General features: G+C 70.6%; 20 protein-coding genes. 10 read left to right on the forward strand and 10 right to left on the reverse strand.

What is annotated here, in order from left to right:
• Positions 1–13: 13 nt before the first annotated feature.
• The 4 genes from coxB to ACRWK7_RS31465 all read right to left on the reverse strand — a co-directional run bounded on the left by coxB (position 14) and on the right by ACRWK7_RS31465 (position 5678).
• Positions 14–859, reverse strand: a complete 846-nt coding sequence (gene coxB, locus ACRWK7_RS31450; RefSeq protein WP_431861196.1) for a cytochrome c oxidase subunit II — start codon at positions 857–859, stop codon at positions 14–16.
• A 474-nt stretch (positions 860–1333) separates the two neighbouring features.
• Positions 1334–3718 (reverse strand): methyl-accepting chemotaxis protein, encoded by a 2385-nt coding sequence (locus ACRWK7_RS31455; protein ID WP_431861198.1) that lies wholly within the window; start codon positions 3716–3718, stop codon positions 1334–1336.
• Between the two features lie 266 nt (positions 3719–3984).
• Positions 3985–5313: a DUF3422 family protein gene (locus ACRWK7_RS31460; protein ID WP_431861199.1), complete on the reverse strand. Its 1329-nt coding sequence runs from the start codon at positions 5311–5313 to the stop codon at positions 3985–3987.
• A complete protein-coding gene (locus ACRWK7_RS31465) occupies positions 5310–5678 on the reverse strand; it encodes a cupin domain-containing protein (protein ID WP_431861201.1) in 369 nt (122 codons plus the stop codon). The genes ACRWK7_RS31460 and ACRWK7_RS31465 overlap by 4 nt, the downstream gene beginning before the upstream one ends.
• Positions 5679–5811: 133 nt before the next feature.
• On the opposite strand from ACRWK7_RS31465, the gene tldD reads away from it, so the two are divergent.
• The 6 genes from tldD (at position 5812) to ACRWK7_RS31495 (ending at position 10337) form a co-directional block, all read left to right on the forward strand.
• A complete protein-coding gene (tldD, locus tag ACRWK7_RS31470) occupies positions 5812–7245 on the forward strand; it encodes a metalloprotease TldD (protein ID WP_431861203.1) in 1434 nt (477 codons plus the stop codon).
• Between the two features lie 122 nt (positions 7246–7367).
• Positions 7368–7892, forward strand: coding sequence for a glycine cleavage system protein R (locus tag ACRWK7_RS31475; RefSeq protein WP_431861205.1), 525 nt, complete (start codon positions 7368–7370; stop codon positions 7890–7892).
• Between the two features lie 227 nt (positions 7893–8119).
• Positions 8120–8602: a bacterioferritin gene (bfr, locus tag ACRWK7_RS31480; RefSeq protein ID WP_431861207.1), complete on the forward strand. Its 483-nt coding sequence runs from the start codon at positions 8120–8122 to the stop codon at positions 8600–8602.
• 12 nt (positions 8603–8614) lie between these two features.
• Entirely contained in the window at positions 8615–9091 is a 477-nt protein-coding gene (gene bfr / locus ACRWK7_RS31485) for a bacterioferritin (protein WP_431861209.1), read from the forward strand.
• A gap of 176 nt (positions 9092–9267) precedes the next feature.
• Positions 9268–9708, forward strand: a complete 441-nt coding sequence (locus ACRWK7_RS31490; protein ID WP_431861211.1) for an Lrp/AsnC family transcriptional regulator — start codon at positions 9268–9270, stop codon at positions 9706–9708.
• Between the two features lie 5 nt (positions 9709–9713).
• Complete coding sequence (locus tag ACRWK7_RS31495) at positions 9714–10337, forward strand: LysE family transporter (RefSeq protein ID WP_431861213.1); 624 nt, start codon at positions 9714–9716, stop codon at positions 10335–10337.
• 4 nt (positions 10338–10341) lie between these two features.
• Here ACRWK7_RS31495 and ACRWK7_RS31500 read toward each other — a convergent pair whose 3' ends face one another.
• Positions 10342–10473 (reverse strand): hypothetical protein, encoded by a 132-nt coding sequence (locus ACRWK7_RS31500; RefSeq protein WP_431861215.1) that lies wholly within the window; start codon positions 10471–10473, stop codon positions 10342–10344.
• 320 nt (positions 10474–10793) lie between these two features.
• Here ACRWK7_RS31500 and rssA point away from each other — a divergent pair, with 320 nt between their 5' ends.
• The gene (gene rssA, locus ACRWK7_RS31505; RefSeq protein ID WP_431861217.1) at positions 10794–11720 is read left to right on the forward strand and encodes a patatin-like phospholipase RssA; all 927 of its coding nucleotides are present in this window, start codon (positions 10794–10796) and stop codon (positions 11718–11720) included.
• A gap of 115 nt (positions 11721–11835) precedes the next feature.
• Here the strand turns inward: rssA and ACRWK7_RS31510 are convergent, their stop codons facing one another.
• The 4 genes from ACRWK7_RS31510 to ACRWK7_RS31525 form a co-directional block, all read right to left on the reverse strand.
• Positions 11836–12666: an FTR1 family iron permease gene (locus ACRWK7_RS31510; RefSeq protein ID WP_431861219.1), complete on the reverse strand. Its 831-nt coding sequence runs from the start codon at positions 12664–12666 to the stop codon at positions 11836–11838.
• A 13-nt stretch (positions 12667–12679) separates the two neighbouring features.
• On the reverse strand, positions 12680–13006 hold the full coding sequence (locus tag ACRWK7_RS31515; RefSeq protein ID WP_431861221.1) for a cupredoxin domain-containing protein: 327 nt from the start codon (positions 13004–13006) through the stop codon (positions 12680–12682).
• A gap of 122 nt (positions 13007–13128) precedes the next feature.
• Complete coding sequence (locus ACRWK7_RS31520) at positions 13129–14037, reverse strand: SAM-dependent methyltransferase (RefSeq protein ID WP_431861223.1); 909 nt, start codon at positions 14035–14037, stop codon at positions 13129–13131.
• 10 nt (positions 14038–14047) lie between these two features.
• Positions 14048–14740 (reverse strand): winged helix-turn-helix transcriptional regulator, encoded by a 693-nt coding sequence (locus ACRWK7_RS31525; protein WP_431861224.1) that lies wholly within the window; start codon positions 14738–14740, stop codon positions 14048–14050.
• Between the two features lie 62 nt (positions 14741–14802).
• Between ACRWK7_RS31525 and ACRWK7_RS31530 the strand changes: the two genes are divergently transcribed.
• The gene (locus ACRWK7_RS31530; RefSeq protein ID WP_431861226.1) at positions 14803–15228 is read left to right on the forward strand and encodes a VOC family protein; all 426 of its coding nucleotides are present in this window, start codon (positions 14803–14805) and stop codon (positions 15226–15228) included.
• A gap of 14 nt (positions 15229–15242) precedes the next feature.
• Positions 15243–15716 carry a VOC family protein gene (locus ACRWK7_RS31535; protein ID WP_431861228.1) on the forward strand — a complete coding sequence of 158 codons (474 nt, stop codon included), beginning with the start codon at positions 15243–15245 and terminating at the stop codon, positions 15714–15716.
• On the opposite strand, the gene ACRWK7_RS31540 is transcribed toward ACRWK7_RS31535, so the two are convergent.
• A complete protein-coding gene (locus ACRWK7_RS31540) occupies positions 15713–16264 on the reverse strand; it encodes a DUF2239 family protein (protein ID WP_431861230.1) in 552 nt (183 codons plus the stop codon). The two genes, ACRWK7_RS31535 and ACRWK7_RS31540, sit on opposite strands and share 4 nt — an antisense overlap.
• A 118-nt stretch (positions 16265–16382) precedes the next feature.
• Between ACRWK7_RS31540 and ACRWK7_RS31545 the strand changes: the two genes are divergently transcribed.
• Positions 16383–16715, forward strand: a complete 333-nt coding sequence (locus ACRWK7_RS31545) for a GIY-YIG nuclease family protein (protein ID WP_431861232.1) — start codon at positions 16383–16385, stop codon at positions 16713–16715.
• Positions 16716–16968 lie beyond the last annotated feature (253 nt).

The following is a 16968-nucleotide window of genomic DNA, read 5'->3' on the forward strand; positions in this document are numbered from 1 at the left end:
TCTTATGCGGGCGTCAGCGCGTCTCGGCCGCCGTGGGCATCTGCGCCAGCTCGCGCGAGCCGTCCGGCGTGCCGTAGGCGAGCTTCGCCTTGGCGACCCACTCCGTGAACTTCTCCTTCGACATCGCCTCGACGGCGATGGGCATGAAGCCGTGGTTGGTGCCGCAGATCTCCGAGCACTGGCCGTAGTAGACGCCTTCCTTCTCGACCTTGAACCAGGTCTCGTTCAGGCGGCCGGGCACCGCGTCCTTCTTGACGCCGAAGGCCGGCAGCGCCCAGGCGTGGATGACGTCGCCGGCGGTGAGCTGCACGCGCACCACGGTGTTGACCGGCACGACCACGCGGTTGTCCACCTCGAGCAGGCGCTTCTGGCCCGGCTTCAGGTCGGACTCCTGGATCATGTAGCTGGAGAAGGCGAGACCGCCCTGGTCCGGGTACTCGTAGTCCCAGTACCACTGCCGGCCGGTGACCTTGATGGTCATCTCGGCCTCCGGCGTCACCTCCATCATGTAGAGGACGCGGAAGGACGGCACGGCGATGACGATCAGGATGATCACCGGAACCACCGTCCACGCCACCTCGAGCAGCGTGTTGTGCGAGGTGCTGGACGGGGTCGGGTTGCGCTTGGCGTTGAAGCGGACGGCCACCGCGACCAGCAGCGCGAACACCAGCAGCGTGATGGCGATGATGATCACCAGCAGCAGGTTGTGGAAGTCGTCGAGCGCGTGCTTGACCGGCGAAGCCGCCGGCTGCAGGCCCATTTCCCACGGCTGGGGCGCGGCGGCCAGCGCGCTTTGAGCCAATCCGAGTACGCAAGTCAGTGCCGCCACGCCGGCGGCGCGCAAGGTGTGCCTGGTCATCCCCAACCCTCTCTCTGCCGTGCGGCCGACCACGGCCCACGGATGCCCCTATGGCCCGGCTGCCACCCCGTCCTGTCTCTCGCGCCCCGCCCGGTTCTCCGGGTCTGGGGGCGGACGGTTCCGGCGGCGCCGGTGTTGATTTCTCCGCGGGCCGTCCATGCGCGCCGGGGTGGTCTCCGATACCCCCACTGCATGTGCGGCAAATCCGCGCACCTAGAACGTAGCTCCTGCCATGCCCGCCTTACAAGGTCTTCCGTATACAAAATGTGGCTTTATGCCGCATTCCGGAAGCCCGACGGTCCGCAGCGTGGCCGCAGCCTTTTCCTAATGGTTGAGTGTCTTCGTCAAGTGATAAGTGCGACAGGTTGACGCAGGCCGTCAGCCGGGCTGACGATTGCCGTTGGTCAATTGGACGCAAAAAGCCCCTCTCCCCTTGCGGGAGAGGGGTTGGGGAGAGGGGTTGGGGAGAGGGGCCTATGCGGCGCTTTCCAGCCGCGGCGCTCCGGCCACCAGCTGCGGGAAGGTGCGGGCGAACGCCTCGGCGTCCGTGCCCGCCAGTTCGAAGCGCACGCGGAGGTCGCCCTCGTGGCGCTCCATGGCGATGAAGGGGATCGCCACCGCGCAGCCGTCGATCCGCAGCGTGCCCGCCGTGCCCGGCGCCAGCTCCGGCGCGTCGGTCAGGCAGGCGCCGCGCTCCGACACGTCCGCCACCCGCGCCGCCGACTCGGCGCCGGCCACGGCCACCCGGCAGCCGCGGTCGAGGCGCCAGCGCGGGCGCTGCCGGCGGTCCACCTCCTGCGTCGCCGTGCGCACCGCCCGCACCAGCGTGCCGCGCAGCGCGTCGATGCTGCCGGCCAGTTCGGCGGCGATGCCGCGCACGTCGGAAGCGCGCGCGCCGTTGGCGGACGCCTCCGCCGACACCTGGGCGATGCGCGAGGACACCTCCTGGGCGGCCCCGGTGGTCTCCACCACGTTGCGCGAAATCTCGTGCGTCGCCGCCCCCTGCTGCTCCATGGCGACGGCGACCGAGCCGGCGATGGAGTCGATCTCCTGGATGGTCGCGCCGATCTCGCGCACCGCCTCCACCGCGGAGGCGGTGCCGACCTGCACGGCGGCGATCTGCTGGGCGATCTCCTCGGTCGCCTTGGCGGTCTGGTTGGCGAGATTCTTGACCTCGGTGGCCACCACGGCGAAGCCCTTGCCGGCCTCCCCCGCCCGCGCCGCCTCGATGGTGGCGTTGAGGGCCAGGAGGTTGGTCTGCGCGGCGATGCCCTGGATCAGCGTCGCCACCTCACCGATGCGGCCGACGGTGTCGGACAGCGACTGGATGGTCTCCTGGGTGCGCGTCCCCGCCCCCACCGCGCGCCGCGTCACCGCGCTGGCGTGGCCGAGCTGGTCGTTGATCGCCCGGATCGAGGCGGTCAGCTCCTCCACCGCGCTGGCGACGCACTGGGCGTTCGACAGCGCCTGCTCGGCCGCCGCGGCGACGCCCTGCGCGTTGCTCGACACCTGGTCGGCCGAGGTCGCCATGGAACCGGCGGAGCCGTCCATCTCCTTGGTCCGCGCCGCCACCCGCTCGACGGCCGAGCGCATCTCGCGCTCCACGGTGTCGGCCATGCCGGCAAGCGCGGCGCGCTTTGCCACCTCGGATTCGGCGCGGGCACGCTCCTGCTCGGCGCGCAGCCGCTCGTTCTCCAGGCCGTGCTGCTTGAACACCTCGACCGCCCTGGCCATCAGGCCGATCTCGTCGCGCCGCGCGGTGCCCGGCACCTCGACGTCGAAGCGCCCTTCGGCCAGCACGCCCATGGTGTCGGTCATGCCGCGGATCGGCCGGTTGACCTGGGCGGTGATGACCCAGGCGGCCACGGCGGCGAGCACCAGCACCGCCGCCAGCAGCGCCACGCTGACCGTCAGCGTGCGGTCCGCCGCCGCCGCCTCGCGGTCGAGCAGCCCGCGCACCTCGGCGGAGGCCGCCGCCTGCGCCTCCAGGATGCGCTCGATGCCGGCCGTGGCGGCGGCGAACCAGCGCGCGCCGTCCACCGGGTACGCCGCGCCCGCCGCCGAGGCGTCGTAGACCGCGGCGCGGGTCGTCTCGAACTCGCCGAAATAGGCGCGCGCGATGGCGTCGGCCGCCGCGGCCATGCCGGGGCCGAAGCCGCCGACCAGCCGGCGGAACGACGTCCAGCCGCTGTCCACGCGGCCGCGGGCGCGCGACACCGCCTCCAGCTGCGCCGGGGTGAACGGCTTGCCGCCGGCCACCGCGCCGGCCACCATGCCGCGCTCGCGCCCGGCGAACTCGCTCATCTCCCACAGGGCGCTCTTCAGGTCGAAGGCGCGCAGCACCGCGCCGCCGGCCGTCGGGCCGGAATCCTCCACCGCGCCGCGGAACGCCTGGCTGGCGAGGATCAGCGCGCTCGTGCGCGGGAACCAGTCGCGCTTCAGCTCCGCCGGGGCCGCGCCGCCGGCCAGCGCGGCGTCCACGCCGCGGCGCAGCTCCTCCACCGCGCGCAGCGCCGCCTCGGCGTCGCGCAGCGGCTTGTCGAGGGAAACGCCCAGCAGGCGGGCGCGGGCGACGGCGTCGGCGAAGGCGGCGTCGGCCTCGCGCCGCTTGCCGGTGATGGCGTCGCGCTGCGCCGGGGTGGCGGCCTTCGGGTCGGCCAGCACGGCGTTGGCGGTGCCGCGCTCGACCGCCCAGGCGCCGGCCGCGGCCAGCAGCTGGTCGGAAATGCCGTTGACGGCGCGCACCGTCTCCGCCGCCCGCCGCGCCTCCAGCGCATCGAGCGCCCGCTGCCCGGCCACCGCAATCAGCATGGCCCCGAGGATGGCGACCAGCGCCAGCAGCTTCGCCCGGATCGTCATGACACACCCTTCCCACATCGGCACGGCCGATCCCGTGCAATTTAGTGGGATTTTACGGATGTAATTAAGCATGCAAACGAGGCAAAATGGCGCAGCCTTGGGCAACGGCCGCTTCTGCCGGGACAACCTGGGTTCACACGGATTTCACGGACTTCCAAGCTTGCGGTGCCTTGGCCCGCAGGACCGCTGCGGCCGTGGCACGATCAAAAGAAAATCCGTGTAATCCGTGCCTCAATCCGTGAAATCCGTGTGGACATGGTTGTCCATCAAGGATGATGGGCAAGCACCCTGCGGATTCGCCGCACGCCCGTCCACACCAGGAACAGCACGACGGGGATCATCAGCCCGACGATGATGTCCGGATCGACCTTCCAGCCGAAGCCCTTCAAGGACTTGGCGGCGTAGCCGACGATGCCGATCAGGTAATAGCTGATGGCGACCACCGACAACCCCTCCACCGTCTCCTGCAACCGCAGCTGCAGGTCGGCGCGGCGGTCCATGGAGCGCAGCAGCTCGGCGTTCTGCCCCTCCACCGCGATCTCGACCCGGGTGCGCAGCAGGTGGCTGGCACGCGCCAGACGCTGCGACAGCGTGTCGAGCCGGCCCTGCACCGCCTCGCAGGTGCGGATGGCGGGGGTGAGGCGGCGGTCCATGAACTCGCCGACCGTCTGCAGGCCCTCCATGCGCATCTCGCGCAGTTCGCCGATGCGGCGCTCGACCAGTTCGTAGTAGGCGCGCGCGGCGCCGAAGCGGTAGGCGGTCTCGGCGGCGATCTGCTCGGTCTGCGCCGACAGGCGGGTCAGCTTGTCGAGCACGCCGCGCTCGTCCTCCAGGCCGGAGAGGTCGGTGGTGCGGGCGGTCAGCTCGGCCAGCTCGCGCTCGATGGCGCCGATGCGCGGCAGCACGCCGCGCGCCACCGGCAGCGCCAGCAGCGCCATCATGCGGTAGACCTCGATCTCCAGCAGGCGCAGGACGATCCGCCCGGTCTGCCACGCCGACATGCTGTGGTTGGCGATCAGCACGCGCGAGAAGCCGTCGCCGTGGATGCGGAAGTCGGTCCATGCCGTCGCCGCCCGTCCGGCGACGCGCGACCCGACGTAGGCGTCCGAGCCGAAGACGCCCGCCAGCTGCGCGCCCGTCGGCTCCGCCATGTCGGCGTCGAGCACGGCGACGTGCACGCCGACCAGCAGCTCCCCCGCCAGCCCGGCCAGCCAGTCGCGCGGCAGCGCGTTCAGCGCCGGGTCGGCGAAGGGCTCGCCGAAGGCGCCCTCGCGGTAGACGGTCCAGGTCGAGAACTCGGTGTGGCGCTCCCACTTCAGGCGGAAGCTGCCGAAATTGCCGCTGTAGTGCGTGGCGCCCGACGCCGGGCGCGGCACGCCGGCCCAGTCGCACAGCGTCTCCAGGTGCTTGCGCTCGCGCTCCCCCGCCGCCTCGCCGGAGAGCATGGCGAGCACGGTGGCGCGCACGGGCGCGCGCATCGCCTCGGACGGACGCGCGTGCACCTCGTTGGTCAGCGGCACGCGCAGCGCGTGCTCGCGCAGGGGATGGGCCGTGCTGGCGAGCGGACGTTCGGTTCCGGCGGTCAGGTTGGTCACGGGACGATCCGCTGAAGCTCGCGCACGGTGCGCCCGGTCTCCACGGTTCCGGTGTTGAGGGTGGTGTTCGGCTCCAGCAGCAGCACGTGGCACTCATCCGTCAGGGCTTCGGGCCGGTGCTCGACGCCGTGCGGGACGATGATGAACTCGCCGGGGTCGAGGTCGATGGTCCGGTCGCGGAACCCCATCCGCATCCGCCCGGCGACGACCAGGAACAGCTCGTCCTCCGCCTCGTGGTGATGCCAGTCGAAGGCACCCTTGAGCTTGACGAGCTTGACCTGGAACGCGTTGATGTCGCCGGCGACCCGGGGGCTCCAATGATCGGAGAAGCACCGGAACGCCTCGGCCAGATTCACCTTGTCCATCCTGCCCCTCCCCTTATCGCCGGACGGCAAGGCTTGCCGGGCCGGCTTTGTGTCGCCACACTATAGACCATATCCCGGGGCCGGGTGCCTAGGCGTCCCCGGCTCATCAAATGGTACCAGCACCGGAGCTTCCATGAGCGCGCTCGCCGTCACCGACGACCTGTTCTTCAACCGCGCCGGCCTCGACCGCCCCCGCATCGAGGGGATCGTGTCGGAGGCGCTCCGCGGCGCCGACGACGGCGAGCTGTACCTGGAGTATGCGCAGAGCGAGAGCCTGGGCTGGGACGACGGCAAGCTGAAGTCGGCCAGCTTCGACACCACCCAGGGCTTCGGCCTGCGCGGCATCGCGGGGGAGGCGACCGGCTTCGCGCACGCCTCGAACCTGTCCGAGGACGCCATCCGCCGCGCCGCCGAGACGGTGCGCGCCGTGCAGGCCGGCCACACCGGCACCGTGGCGGAGCCGCCGCCGGGCACCAACCGCGCGCTCTACATGCCCGACAACCCGCTCTCCCTGGTGCCCTTCGCCGACAAGGTGAAGCTGCTGGCCGACATCGACGCCTACGCCCGCGCCAAGGACCCGCGCGTGCGGCAGGTCAGCGCCTCCATCAGCGGCGAGTGGCAGGCGGTGCAGATCCTGCGCGGCGACGGCGTGCGGGTGGCCGACCTGCGACCGCTGGTGCGGCTGTCGGTCTCGGTGGTGGTCGGCGACGGCGACAAGATGGAGAACGGCAGCTACGGCGGCGGCGGCCGCGTCACCTACGAGCAGTACCTGCAGCCGGAGACCTGGCGCTTCTTCGTCGATGAGGCGCTGCGCCAGGCGCTGGTGAACCTGGATTCGGTGGCCGCGCCGGCCGGCGAGATGACCGTGGTGCTCGGCCCCGGCTGGCCCGGCATCCTGCTGCACGAGGCGATCGGCCACGGGCTGGAGGGCGATTTCAACCGCAAGAAGACCTCGGCCTTCGCCGGCCTGATGGGCCAGCGCATCGCCGCGCCGGGCGTCACGGTGGTGGACGACGGCACCATCGAGAACGCCCGCGGCTCGATCAGCGTGGACGACGAGGGCACGCCCGGCCAGTGCACGACGCTGATCGAGGACGGCATCCTGGTCGGCTTCATGCAGGACCGCATGAACGCCCGCCTGATGGGCGTGCGCCCGACCGGCAACGGCCGCCGGCAGAGCTTCGCCTACCACCCGATGCCGCGCATGACCAACACGGTGATGCGCAACGGCCAGCACACGCCCGAGGAGATCATCGCCTCGGTGAAGAAGGGTCTGTACGCCAAGAACTTCGGCGGCGGGCAGGTGGACATCACCTCCGGCAAGTTCGTGTTCTCGGCCAGCGAAGCCTACCTGATCGAGGACGGCAAGCTCGGCCCGGCGGTGAAGGGGGCGACGCTGATCGGCAACGGCCCGGACAGCCTGACCCGCGTCGGCATGGTCGGCAACGACAGCCGGCTCGACCCGGGCGTCGGCACCTGCGGCAAGGACGGCCAGGGCGTGCCGGTCGGCGTCGGCCAGCCGACGCTGCGGCTCGACGGGCTGACGGTGGGCGGGACCGCGGCGTAGTCGTCGCGCCGGTCCCCCGGCGGAGTCCCCTCCCCCGTCGAAGATGGGGGAGGGTTAGGGTGGGGGTCCGATGCCGGCGCTCCCTCGCAACCAAGAAAAGCAACATCGCAAGGGAGGCCACCGTGGCGGGACTCGCACTGGTATCCACCTTCTGCCCCGACCGGGTCGGGCTGGTCTCCGGCATCACCGGGCACCTGTTCGACCAGGGCATCAACCTGCGCGACGTGACCTTCGCCGTGATGGGCTCGGGCGCCGAGTTCTCCGCCGTGTGCGAGCTGCCGGCCGACGCGTCCGTCGAGGACCTGCACGCCAGCCTCGCCGCCACGCCGGAGCTGGCCGGCGCGCAGATCAAGGTGACGCCGTTCGATTTCGACCCGAACCCCGGCCCGCTCGGCCTGATCACCCACCGCGTCGAGGTGTCGGGCGGCGACCAGCCGGGCCTGATCGCGCGGCTGTCGGAGGTGTTCGGGCAGTTCGGCGCCAACATCGTGCGCCTTGACGCGCAGACGCTGCCCGACCGCGAGGGCGGGCGCTACAGCATCCGCTTCGCCGTCTCCATCCCGGCGGAGCGCGCCGCCGCCTGCCTCGCCACGGTCGCGAACACCGCCGAGAGCCTGGGCCTCGCCAGCACGGCCGAGGCGGTCTGACACCGCTTCCACGCGGGCCGGGCGCCGAATGATACGGCGCCCGGCCCGTTCCTTTTTCTGCGTGTCATTCTCATTTGCAAAGAAAAGCCAAACATTTGCTTAGGACATAGGCAGATCAGGCGAAACAAGTTACATTAGCAACTGCCGATTACTCGACTTTTGATTTGACCAATTCCAATCTCCGTGCGATACGGCAGGCAGGCCCGTAAAAGAAGAAGAGGCATGCCATGCAGGGAAAGCAGAGCGTCATCGACCGCCTGAACCGGCTGCTGACCGGCGAGCTGAGCGCCGCCGACCAGTACCTCGCGCACTCGCGGATGATGGAGAACTGGGGCTTCAAGGCGCTCTACGAGCGCATCGCGCACGAGCGGCACGACGAGCTGGAGCACGCCGACAAGCTCATCAAGCGCATCCTGTTCCTGGAGGGCACGCCCGACGTCGCCAGCCGCGCGCCGCTGAACATCGGCAAGGACGTGCCGGAGATGCTGCGCAACGACCTCGCCTACGAACTCCAGGTCGTCGCCGAGCTGAAGGAGGCGATCGCCCACGTCGAGCAGGAGCAGGACTACGACACCCGCCGCATCCTGGTCGAGCTGCTGGAGGACACCGAGGAGGACCATGCCCACTGGCTGGAGCAGCAGATCGGCCTGATCGACCGCATCGGCCTGCAGAACTACCTGCAGTCCGCCATGGGCAAGGCTTCGGAATAAGGACGCGCCGCCATGAAGGGTAACCCCGACGTCATCGCCCAGCTGCAGCTGGTGCTCAAGGACCAGCTGACCGCCATCAACCAGTACTTCCTGCACGCCCGCATGGAGAAGAACTGGGGCTTCAAGGCGCTGGGCAAGTGGGAATACAAGGCCTCCATCGAGGTGATGAAGAGCGCCGACGAGCTGGTCGAGCGCATCCTGTTCCTGGAGGCGATCCCCAACCTGCAGGATCTCGGCAAGCTGAAGATCGGCGAGGACGTGCCGGAGATCCTGGACTCCGACCTCGCCATGGAGCGCGAGTACCGCGACCGCATCGTCGCCGCCATCGCGCTGTGCGAGCAGAAGGCCGACTACGTCTCCCGCGACCTCCTGGAGGAGATCCTGGAGGAGACCGAGGAGCGCATCGACTATCTCGAGATGCAGATCGGCCTGATCGCCAGCATCGGCCTGCAGAACTACCTGCAAAGCGCCATCGGCGAGATCGAGTAAGCCCTATATAGCCCTCCCCCGCCTCCGGCGGGGGAGGGTTGGGTGGGGGCAAGTTGTTTTCGCGAAAGCCGTAGCCCCCACCCTTCCCGCTTCGCGGGCCCCTTCCCTCCCCCATCGGGGATGGGGGAGGGATTGATTCGCGTTCCAGTTCCGCATATTCTGCGGCCATGGACGACATGGACCGCAAAATCATAGCGCACATCCAGCATGACGGACGCGCTTCTTACGCCGAAATCGGCACAGCCGTCGGGCTGTCGGTGTCCGCCGTCAACGAGCGGCTGAAGAAGCTCCAGGCCTCCGGGGTGATCGCCGGCTGGGGGGCGCGGATCGCGCCGAAGCCGGTCGGGCTGGATGTGCTGGCCTTCGTGCACGTGCTGCTGGACCGGCCGGAGCACGACGCCGGCTTCCGCGCCGCCATGACCGGCAACGCCGCCGTCCAGGAATGCCACCACCTGACCGGCGAGTGGTCCTACCTGCTCAAGGTCCGCGCGTCCGACACCGCGGCGCTGGAGCGCTTCCTGACGGAGGAGTTGAAGGCCCTGCCCGGCGTGGTGCGCTCGCACACCGCCATCGCCCTGTCGTCGGTGAAGGAGACGGCCGCGCTGCCGGTCGGATAGCCGCCATGGACACGACGCTCCTGTTCCTCAAGGGCGCCCTCATCGGGCTGTCCATCGCCGCCCCGGTCGGCCCCATCGGCCTGCTGTGCATCCGCCGCACGCTGGCGGACGGCGCCGCCGTGGGGTTCGCCACCGGGCTGGGCGCCGCCACTGCGGACGCGGCGTACGGGGCGGTGGCCGGCTTCGGGCTGGCCGCCGTCACCGACCTGCTGCTGGGCTGGCAGACCGCGCTGCGGCTGGTCGGCGGGCTGGTGCTGCTGTGGCTGGGCGTCGCCACGTTGCGCGCGCGGCCGGCGGAGCACGCCGCCGACGCGCCGACGACGCACACGCTGCTGGGCGCCTACGCGACGACGGTCGCCCTGACGCTGGCAAACCCGGCGACGATCATCAGCTTCGTCGCGGTGTTCGGCGCCCTGGGGCTGGCCGAATCCGGCGGCGCGCCCGCGCTGGGAGCGTCGATGCTGGTGCTCGGGGTGTTCCTGGGGTCGGCGGCGTGGTGGCTGCTGCTGAGCGCCGGGGTCGGCGTGTTCCGGCGGCGGGTCACGGCGGCCGCCATGCTCTGGATCAACCGCGCGTCGGGCGCGGTGCTGGCCGGGTTCGGGCTGCTCGCCCTGGCCGCGACCCTTTAGACGCTCAGAGAATGCCGAGGGTGAGCGGTCCGCCCAGCAGGGCGGTGACGCCGACCAGCAGGGCAACCGCGGTCAACCGCTCGACGCGGCTCCAGCGCTGCCAATCCTTCTTGAAGCTCTTCAGGTCGTTCGACATGGCTGCCTCCGCCACGCAAGAGAACTGATCGAAGCCACCCTACCGCCCAGCAAGTTGCTGCTTGGTTAACGAGCAGCAGAGAAAAAATCATCCATCCAAAAATCGTCACAGCCCGCCCGGCTTTAAAGAAATCCGATGGATGATCGTGAAAAACTTTCGACAAAAGGCACCAGCCCCTCAGCTAACCCGGAGGGGCGATCCCCACCGCGCGGCATAGGGACCACGGTGGGACCTAGGCCGTGCGGACGGCGTCCGTCCGGCGGCTTTCCATCCGGGCGGCGATGCTCCAAATTGGGAGGAGGCGGGAAGCGAGGCGTGCCGTGGCGAAATTGAAGATCGGCTTGGCGCTGGGCAGCGGGGCGGCGCGCGGCTGGGCGCACATCGGCGTGCTGCGCGCGCTGGACGAGCTGGGGATCGAGCCGGACATCGTCTGCGGCACCTCAATCGGCGCGGCCGTGGGCGCGGCCTATCTGACGGGGCAGCTCGACGAGCTGCAGAGCTGGGCGCAGAGCATGGGCCTGCTCGGCATGCTGGGGATCATCGACGTGACGTTCCGGCGCGGCGGCCTGGTCGCCGCCGAGCGCGTGTTCGAGCGCTTCCGCAACGCCGCCACCGACGTGCGCATCGAGGAGCTGCCGAAGCCCTACGCCGCCGTGGCGACCGACCTCGCCACCGGCCGCGAGATCTGGCTGCGCGAGGGGCCGATGCTGGACGCGGTGTGCGCCTCGGCGGCGATGCCCGGCGTCTTCCCGGCGGTGCGCAACGGCCAGCACTGGCTGGTGGACGGCGCGCTGGTCAACCCGGTGCCGGTGTCGCTGTGCCGGGCGCTGGGCGCCGACCTGGTGATCGCGGTCAACCTGAACAACGAGATGTCCACCCCCTCCCGCCCGGTGATGGCGGAGGCCGGGGTGGCGCCCTCCACCTTCCAGCAGCTGACCCAGCAGGTCGGCTCCTGGATCGGCAAGCGGCCGAGCCTGCGCACGCGCTTCTTCGCCGACCAGATCGAGGAGGCGGTCAAGGAGCCGGCGCCCAACGTGCTGGAGATCCTGGCCGGCTCTATCGACATCATGCAGGACCGCATCACCCGCTCCCGCCTCGCCGGCGAGCCGCCGGACGTGCTGGTGACGCCGCGCCTCGGCCACGTCGGGATCCTGGAGTTCGACCGCGCCGCCGAGGTGGTGGAGATCGGCTACGCCGCGGCGAGCATCATGCGCCCGCAGATCGAGCTGGCGCTGCGGCGGGCGTAGGCCGGACGCCCCGCCCTTTCGTGTTCAGCCGCGAGGGGCGCCCGGCGCCGCAGCAACGACGAAGCCGACGCCGGGTCCCCGACGCGGATGAACGCGAAAGGGCGGGGCGTCCGGCCTATTCCGCCGCCACGGAACGCACCGGGGCCTGCGGCCGCATCAGGCGGGTCAGCAGGGTGATGCCCGCCACCACCGCCAGCCACGCGCCGGCCTGCAGCGCGGTCGGGCGGTCGGTGTAGCCGACGAGGATGTGCAGCACCTGCCCCAGCGCGCTGCCGTCGCTCAGCAGGAAGCTGGTGTCCCACAGCTCCGTCTCGCCGACGCTGACCAGCCCGGCCTGCGACAGGTAATGCATGGCCGAGGCCGCCATGCCCGCCGCCAGCAGCGTGATCATCCAGCTGGTGACGCCGAACAGGTGCCGGGTGGCGATGGTCAGCAGCCCGCGGTAGACCAGGAGCGCTGCCACCGCGCCCAGCGCGATGCCGCCCAGCGCGCCCAGCGCCACCGAGGCGCCGCCGCCGCCCTCGGCCGAGACGATGCCGGCCAGGAACAGCACGACCTCCGCGCCCTCGCGCAGCACCGCGGCGCCGACCACCACGGCCAGCGCGTGCGGCGGCCGGTCGCCGGATTCGACGGCGCGGCCCACCGCGCGCATCTCCGCGGCGTGCTCGCGGCCGTGCCGGGCCATCCAGGCGTTGTGCCACGCCAGCATGGCCACCGCCGTCAGCAGCACCGCGGCGTTGAACAGCTCCTGCCCGCTGCCGTCGAGCTGGTCGGAGATCACGTCGGCGAAGGCCGCCACGCCACAGGCCCCGGCGATGCCGGCGGCGACGCCCGCCGCCACCCAGCGCCCGCGGCCGGGCACGCCGCGCGTGGCCGCCAGCACGATGCCGATGATCAGGCCGGCTTCCAGAACCTCGCGGAAGACGATGATGAGACTGGCGAGCATGGTGGCCTCCGGTCTACTTGGCGATCAACACGCCCTGCGCGGTGTCCATGTTGAACTCGCCGAAGAACTTGTAGGTACCGGGCTTCAGGGGGGCGACGTTGACCTTCGCCGACCGGTTGCCGCCGATGATCTTCTCGGCCTTGAAGTCGCGGCTCTCGAACTCTTCGGGGGTGGGATCCTGGTTATCGACGATCAGCACCAGCTTCTGCCCGGCCGGAACCTCCAGCGTCGCGGGCTGGAATTTGTGGTCTTTGATGACGATGGTGAACTCGTTGTCCGCCAGGGCGGGACTCGCCAGCAGCAGCGGGGCGACGGCAAGGGCGGCGATCCAAGGGCGCATGTCGGACAATTCCCACGACGGTGTCGGCTCAACTGAGAACCATTCTCACCGCTGGGGCCGAACTGTCAACGCGAAGCACTTGCAATGCAGGTGCGGCGTGGAGTCGCAGGTCGGGCGCCGCGTCAGGCGGCCGGCCACATCCAGGTCACTTCGTGCTTGTTGTGGAACAGGTGCTCGACCCGGCCGCCGGGGATGGCGGCGAAGGCGCGCGCCGTCTCGTGGTCGGTCTCCGCCTGGAACTTCAGGGTGCAGACGAAGTTCTTCACCAGCCCGCTCTTCATCCACTCGTCCACCAGCCGCAGCAGGCGCGTGGGGTAGCAGATGACGTCGCAGACCAGCCAGTCGAGCGGCCCGATGTCCTGCGGCTTCAGGCCGAAGGCGCTCTCCTGCCGGTAGTCCACGCGCGGCAGCGCCGCGATCTCCGGCGCCAGCGGCGCCTTGTCGACGCTGACCACCGCGGCGCCCAGCTCGTGCAGCACCCAGGTCCAGCCGCCGGGGCTGGAGCCGAGGTCGAGGCAGCGGTCGCCCGGCCCGGGGTGGCGGCCCATGCGGGTCAGCGCCTCCCACAGCTTGAGGTAGGCGCGGTTCGGCGGGGCGGTCCGGTTCTCGACGAAGTGCAGCTCGCCGTGCCGCCACGGGCTGGAGCAGCGCGCCGCCGCGATCACCGTGAACTCGTCCAGCAGCGTCCAGGAGCCGAGCGGCGCCGTGGGGATCGGCGACGGGAAGGCTATGGGCTTCGCCGAGACGTGCGGCAGGTTCTCCTGGATCAGGTTGGCGCGGCGGTGGTGGCGCAGCGACCACAGCGCCCAGTTCCGCTGGACGGCGCGCAGCTTCTTGGCGGCGTCCTTGATGGACTCCACCTCGATGCGGACCGGATCGAACCAGACATTCTGCGCCCAGGCCGCCGGCCGCGCCGGGCCGTCCACGAAGACCAGCCGGTCCTCCACCGCCGCCACATCGCCCAGTTCGGCCACGAGGTCGTCCACGAAGCCCTCGGGGGCGAGGTAGATGGTCTGGTTCAGGGGTGTCATCGCGCTGTCTTCATCCGGCTTTGGGAGGCAGAGGAAACAGCGTCACGAAGCGTTCCGCAAGCGCGCGATCGCCGGTGACCGCCAGCGCGCCCTGTTCCTCCAGCGCCGCCAGGGGCACGCCGCCGTAGATTGCCGCGGCGATCACCGGCGCCGGGCCGGCGAACTGCGCGTCGGCACCCTCGGGCTCCCGCCGTTCGATGGCGATGCCGGCGCCGGTCAGGTGGCCGAGGAAGGCGTCCTCCCCCACCCGGAAGCCGACGCGCGCGTCCATCCCCGCGGCCCGCGCCGGATCGAGCATGGTGCGCAGGGAGAGCATCAGCGACACCGCGCTGAACGGCAGCGTCGGGTCGTGCAGCGGCGAGCGCGCCGCCCAGCGCCCCAGCGCCTGGAAGATCGGCTCGCTCTCGTAACCCCACGCGGTCAGCTCGTAGACCTGGGCCGACGCCGGTGGCGGCAGCTTGCGGCGCACCAGCACGCCGGCCGCCTCCAGCCCCTCCAGCCGCTGGGTCAGCACGTTGGCGCTGATGCCGGGCAGGCTGGCGCGCAGGTCGCCGAAGCGGCGCGGACCGAACATCAGCTCGCGCATCACCAGCAGCGCCCAGCGCTCCCCCAGCAGGTCGAGCGCGTGGGCGGCGGCGCAGGCGTCCTCGTACCAGCGCTGGCGGCCTAGGCCGGATGGCTTGGTTATTTTTTCTAACTTCATGGTTGCTTTTTATAACCGATAGGGGCCACCCTGTCAAACAACCAAACAATGGGAGGGGTGCCATGTCGAAGCTGATCTTCGTGAACCTGCCGGTGAGCGACCTGGAGCGCGCCAACGCCTTCTACGAGGCGATCGGCGCGGTGAAGAACCCGCAGTTCTCCGACTCCACCGCGACCTGCATGGTGTTCTCCGAGACCATCCACGCCATGCTGCTGACGCACGACAAGTTCCGCCAGTTCACGCCGAAGCCGATCGCCGACGCGACGGCGAGCACCGAGGTGCTGATCTGCATGTCCGCCGACAGCCGGGAGGACGTGGACGCCGTGGTCGCCCGCGCCGCCGGTGCCGGCGGGCGCGCCGATCCGGGGCCGAAGCAGGACTACGGCTTCATGTACGGCCGCAGCTTCGAGGACCCGGACGGCCACATCTGGGAGATCATGTGGATGGACGTCGAGGCGGCGAAGGCCGCCATGGCCGCGGCGTCGTGAGCGGGAGGCGCGCCATGTCCACCATCACCCCGTGCCTATGGTTCGACGGCCGGGCCGAAGAGGCGGCCGAGTTCTACGTCGCCGCCTTCCGCGAGGGCGGCCACGACGCCGCCATGCTCGACACGCTGCGCGTCGGCGATGCCGGGCCCGGCCCGAAGGGGGCGGTGCTGACCGTCCGCTTCGGGCTGGACGGGCAGGAGTTCGTCGCGCTGAACGGCGGGCCGCACTTCACCTTCTCGCCGGCCATCTCGCTGATGGTGGCCTGCAAGGACCAGCGCGAGGTCGATTGGTTCTGGGACCGCCTGTCGGATGGCGGCAAGCCCGGCCAGTGCGGCTGGCTGGAGGACCGCTTCGGCGTCTCCTGGCAGGTGGTGCCGACACCGCTCTACGCCCTTCTGCAGGACCCGGAGCGCTCCGGGTCGGTCATGCGGGCGCTGATGGGCATGACCAAGCTGGACCTCGCGGCGCTGAAGGCGGCGGCGAACTAACCCGCCGCGAAGGCCGGCGCGGCCAGCCGGCGGGCGTGGTCGCGCAGGTCGGGCGGCCAGGGTTCGGTAAGGGCCTGGAAGCGCGGGGCGTCGCCGGCGTAGAGCGCCCGCGACGCCTCCTCCCAGCCCGGCCGGTCGCCCAGCATCGCCATCATGAAGCGGTCGGCCGCCGTGCGCGCCTGCCGCACCGCGTCGGCCTGCGCCCCCTGCGCGCGGGCTTGGTCGATCAGCCGGCGCAGCGCCGCGGAGGCCCCTTCCGGCTGCGCGGCGAGCCAGTCCCAATGGCGCGGCAGCAGCGTCACCTCGCGCGCGACCACCCCCAGCTTCGGACGCCCGCGCGGGCGGGCGGGCGCGTCGGGGCCGCGCAGCCGCGCCACCACCTCCTCGTCGCTGCCGCGCAGGTCGAAGTCGATCTGTCGGCCGGTGGCGTCGTCGAAGATCAGGACCGGGCCTGCCGCGCGCCTGACGGCGAGCGCCACGTCCCACGGCGCCCCGGTCGCCAGTTGCCGGTCGCCGACGAAGGCGGTGCAGGATGCGGGTTCGGTCACGATAGGTCTCCCTCCGGTTCGCCGCGCTTTATACCCGGATGAAATCCTTGACGTCAATATCACCCGGGTATAAAGCCCGCGGTGCGACGCTGGCAACGATATGAAGGGAAGCGGACGGATGAGCGCAGACAGGAAGGCCGCGGTGGCGGCCTACAAGGAGCGGAAGGCGCCCGCGGGCGTCTACGCGGTGCGGTGCGAGCCGACCGGCGAACGCTGGGTGGGCGGCGCGCCCGACCTCGACACCATCGGCAACCGGCTGTGGTTCCAGCTGCGCCTCAAGGCCTTCCCGTACCGCAGTCTGCAAGCCGCCTGGGACGCGCACGGCGAGGCGGCCTTCTCACTGGACGTGCTGGAACACCTGGAGGACGAGGACATCGCCTACGCCCGGACCGCGGAGCTGCGGAACCGCGCCCGGCACTGGGCGGAGACGCTGGGCGCCCCGCTCATTTAGAGCGGTTTGCTATGGAGGCTGAACGCTCTCTTATCGTCATCCCCGCGAAAGCGGGATCCAGGACAGGCCCCGGCAGGGGCGACACGAGTCATAAGGCTCGCGGACGCGAGCACTGGATCCCCGCCTTCGCGCACGGCTGTCCGGGGGAACGTGTTTAAGCTTCTGAAACGGCAGAGTTCTGTGGTTCCGAGTCTCCACCTCGGGGATGTGACGGCCCCGTGCGCGTTTCTTCCATTTTTCGTCATCCCCGCGA

Source organism: Azospirillum sp. (assembly GCF_050789165.1).

Coding starts and splice junctions, on each gene's coding strand:
- coxB (WP_431861196.1), bottom strand. CDS start 859: ATGACCAGGCACACCTTGCGCGCCGCCGGCGTGGCGGCACTGACTTGC.
- ACRWK7_RS31455 (WP_431861198.1), bottom strand. CDS start 3,718: ATGACGATCCGGGCGAAGCTGCTGGCGCTGGTCGCCATCCTCGGGGCC.
- ACRWK7_RS31465 (WP_431861201.1), bottom strand. CDS start 5,678: ATGGACAAGGTGAATCTGGCCGAGGCGTTCCGGTGCTTCTCCGATCAT.
- tldD (WP_431861203.1), top strand. CDS start 5,812: ATGAGCGCGCTCGCCGTCACCGACGACCTGTTCTTCAACCGCGCCGGC.
- bfr (WP_431861207.1), top strand. CDS start 8,120: ATGCAGGGAAAGCAGAGCGTCATCGACCGCCTGAACCGGCTGCTGACC.
- bfr (WP_431861209.1), top strand. CDS start 8,615: ATGAAGGGTAACCCCGACGTCATCGCCCAGCTGCAGCTGGTGCTCAAG.
- ACRWK7_RS31490 (WP_431861211.1), top strand. CDS start 9,268: ATGGACCGCAAAATCATAGCGCACATCCAGCATGACGGACGCGCTTCT.
- ACRWK7_RS31495 (WP_431861213.1), top strand. CDS start 9,714: ATGGACACGACGCTCCTGTTCCTCAAGGGCGCCCTCATCGGGCTGTCC.
- ACRWK7_RS31500 (WP_431861215.1), bottom strand. CDS start 10,473: ATGTCGAACGACCTGAAGAGCTTCAAGAAGGATTGGCAGCGCTGGAGC.
- ACRWK7_RS31510 (WP_431861219.1), bottom strand. CDS start 12,666: ATGCTCGCCAGTCTCATCATCGTCTTCCGCGAGGTTCTGGAAGCCGGC.
- ACRWK7_RS31515 (WP_431861221.1), bottom strand. CDS start 13,006: ATGCGCCCTTGGATCGCCGCCCTTGCCGTCGCCCCGCTGCTGCTGGCG.
- ACRWK7_RS31520 (WP_431861223.1), bottom strand. CDS start 14,037: ATGACACCCCTGAACCAGACCATCTACCTCGCCCCCGAGGGCTTCGTG.
- ACRWK7_RS31525 (WP_431861224.1), bottom strand. CDS start 14,740: ATGAAGTTAGAAAAAATAACCAAGCCATCCGGCCTAGGCCGCCAGCGC.
- ACRWK7_RS31530 (WP_431861226.1), top strand. CDS start 14,803: ATGTCGAAGCTGATCTTCGTGAACCTGCCGGTGAGCGACCTGGAGCGC.
- ACRWK7_RS31535 (WP_431861228.1), top strand. CDS start 15,243: ATGTCCACCATCACCCCGTGCCTATGGTTCGACGGCCGGGCCGAAGAG.
- ACRWK7_RS31545 (WP_431861232.1), top strand. CDS start 16,383: ATGAGCGCAGACAGGAAGGCCGCGGTGGCGGCCTACAAGGAGCGGAAG.